2 protein-coding genes are annotated in these 3,044 nt (G+C 29.6%); one reads left to right on the forward strand and one right to left on the reverse strand.

The genetic code is table 11. The features are described from left to right. Positions 1-221 precede the first annotated feature (221 nt). Positions 222-728: a hypothetical protein gene (locus J2Z80_RS14840; protein ID WP_049774864.1), complete on the forward strand. Its 507-nt coding sequence runs from the start codon at positions 222-224 to the stop codon at positions 726-728. Between the two features lie 254 nt (positions 729-982). Here the strand turns inward: J2Z80_RS14840 and J2Z80_RS14845 are convergent, their stop codons facing one another. Further along, positions 983-2,248 carry an MFS transporter gene (locus J2Z80_RS14845; protein ID WP_094397252.1) on the reverse strand — a complete coding sequence of 422 codons (1,266 nt, stop codon included), beginning with the start codon at positions 2,246-2,248 and terminating at the stop codon, positions 983-985. Positions 2,249-3,044 lie beyond the last annotated feature (796 nt).

Consider the following 3,044-nt stretch of genomic DNA (forward strand, 5'->3'; position numbering starts at 1 on the left):
ACAATGTTTAGTGATTGTTTAATCTTTATACTTTTTAGGATAAGTCAGCTTAATTAATCTCTATTTTTCAGGATGTAATATCTTGCTGTTTAACAATTGCCGGCATTGAACCATATGTCAGAGAGAATGACCCTAAATTATTTGATTCTTTTTTCCGTGAGGCTAAAAAATTCTCTAAGTCTAATCCTGACTTTAATGCTCACAGGTATGCCTGCAGTAAAATGCCTAAATTCACTTCTTCTAATCCTGATGCTAAATTCTGTTATATTAACGGTCACTATTGTCATGCTCACAAAACTGCTATTGTTACCAATGCTTTAGGTGTTGTTTGTCATGTTGATTTTTATGATGATAATTCTTTAAATCCTAATACGGCTAAATCTGCTCACGAATCTAAGTATCAGTATGATACTAAAAGTCTTATCCCTGTCATTGATAATTTCTTTTCTCTTCATCCTGGTTTCTCTCTTAAATATTTTTTGGGTGATTCGGATTTTGATGCTTCTGATAATTATAGATATCTTTTTAAGGAACATGGCATAATTCCTATTATCCCTCTAAATTACCGTAATTCAAAATATCTGCCTCAACCTGATGTTGCTTCTGATGGAATCCCTACTTGCCCTTATGACCCTTCTCTTAAAATGAAGTATGATGGTATAACTAGGGAGAAAGGCAGAGCTGCCAGGATTAAATGGCTATGTCCTATTCTAAAAAGGTTAAAATAGGTGATAAAACTACTTACATCCTTAAAAGGCACATTCCTTTTTAATATTTTAATAGCTTATACTACTGGTATAGTTCTCTTTTCTGCGAGACTAAAAGCGGAGCATGCTTGCATGTATAACTCATTATATTAAGTATATTTATAAAATGACTATCTACTATAAGAATAGCTAACCTATTATAAATAATTACAATTTTTGTGGCAATTTTTAATTAAAATGTTCTAAGTATAAAAATCAATAAAATTTATATAAAATTAATTAATTGATTTAACCCTATTATATGTTTTATATATAAGCGCTACAGTAATCTCTGCAATTCCACATAGTATAAAAATTACCTTTGCGCTAAATACATTTGTTAAAGCGCCACCTATTCCTAAGGATATTATCGATAAAGGATCGACTAATGAACCTAAAAATCCATAAACTTTGCCTCTATTATCGTCATTAGTATTTTCTTGTATTATCGTATCTGTAAGTGTTTCAAACACTACAAATATTATGCCTAAGAAGGTAAAAAGTATTGATGATAATAAAAATATTTTGCTGTTTGAAAATGCAATAAGAGTAATTCCATCAAAAAGCAGTACAGTCGTCATAATTGAAATATTATTAAATTTCTTTCCTATTGAATTTATCAATATACCTCCAATAACCCCTCCAACACCTGCTAACGAAAAAAGCATACCACTTCTTGCTGCAAGCAATTTCTCCCCACCTAGGTAGTTATTAACAAAAATATACACAAGTGGCGTTTGCATACTTATTATAAGCGTACTCAATAGATTAAGATTTATCACTTGTCTTATTACCATGCTGCCTTTGATAAATCCTATTCCTTGCTTTACTTCATTTGCCATATTGCTGATTGTTTTTGAAACATCATCAAATATATTCTCACTTTTATCTTCTTGAGCCTTTTCATCTAATCTAATAAAGGCAATTAAAATCGCAATTATGATAAATGTAAGACTATCTATTAAAAAAGATATATCATTCCCAAATATCGAAACAATTATACCACCTATAGAATACCCCACTATCATATTTATACTTGATAAACTGCTTCTTATGCTATTTGCCTCTAAAAGATGGTCTTTATCAACCAAAAGCGGGACAATCGAACTTCTAGCGGGATATTCAAATGATGTTAATATACCGTTTATAAAACTAATTATGTATATTAGGCTCATGTCATTTGCAAATATCAATCCAAAAGACGTAAAAGCAAATAATATATATAAAATCATCAATATGTTCTTTTTTCTCATCTTATCGACTACATTCCCAGCAAACAAACCTAGCAAAAAACTCGGTATCCCTTCAAGCATTAGTGTTGCACTTAAAGACAGTCCACTATTTGTAAGATACAATATTTTACTTGAGATAGCTATCGTCGTAAGTCTTGTGCCAATACCTGATATTACATAGCCAATAATATAAAGCATAAAATTACTATTTGATAGAAATATTTTATTTCTTTTTGCAAAATCATTTATCATGTCATCACTTCTTTCCATAATCTTTAATTTTCTTTAATTTACTCACTTATTCTTAGTATTTTGAAATTAACAAAATAAAACCTTTGAATTAAATTTATATTAATAAGAAATATTGAAATTAGAGGATGTCGGTTATGCTTCTTTGTATGGTCATCGCCATAATTGTGATTTATACTACCGACACTCTAAGCCTTATATTGTCAAAGATCATTTTCTAAGATTTTGTGAGTTATTGTCTTAAACTAAAAATATTTGCTACTGTTTATTAAGCAGCATTACATGCAATCTCTGGATTTTAATGCCATTTCAACACATTTTGTTCCTATTGCGTAAAGAACTCTTATAAGCTTACAGCACAGTGCTATGAACGATTACTCTCGCATATTTTCGGCCATTTTTGGTCGGGAAATTATCATCAAAGTTCTTTACTTTTCTTGACATGCATATGATTGATAATAACTATTTTAATTCCTTTATATCTAAGAAACTTTACTAAAACTCATAGTATCCTGTGGGTTCCATGCTATAACGTTATCTTTAGCATATTTTTTGCTTATTTTAGTAAATTATTTATAGAATTCAACAAAGCCTCTTTTATTTGTTGGTAAAGCTAAGAGTTTTACCATGCTTAATTCCTCTAAAGTCCTCTGCTCTTGCTACATGTTTTTCTTTCGCAATATTAACTACAAAAATTAATGTTTGTTCATTTATCTGCATTATTTTTACTATGAAAACTTATTATATAAGTAGCTAAAAAAGCGCAGACTTCCCCTAGAGCTTTTAAAATAGACTTTAAAGGAAATTAATGGATATA

The sequence above is a fragment of the Thermoanaerobacterium butyriciformans genome (assembly GCF_017874545.1).
Classification (GTDB): Bacteria; Bacillota; Thermoanaerobacteria; order Thermoanaerobacterales; family Thermoanaerobacteraceae; genus Thermoanaerobacterium; species Thermoanaerobacterium butyriciformans.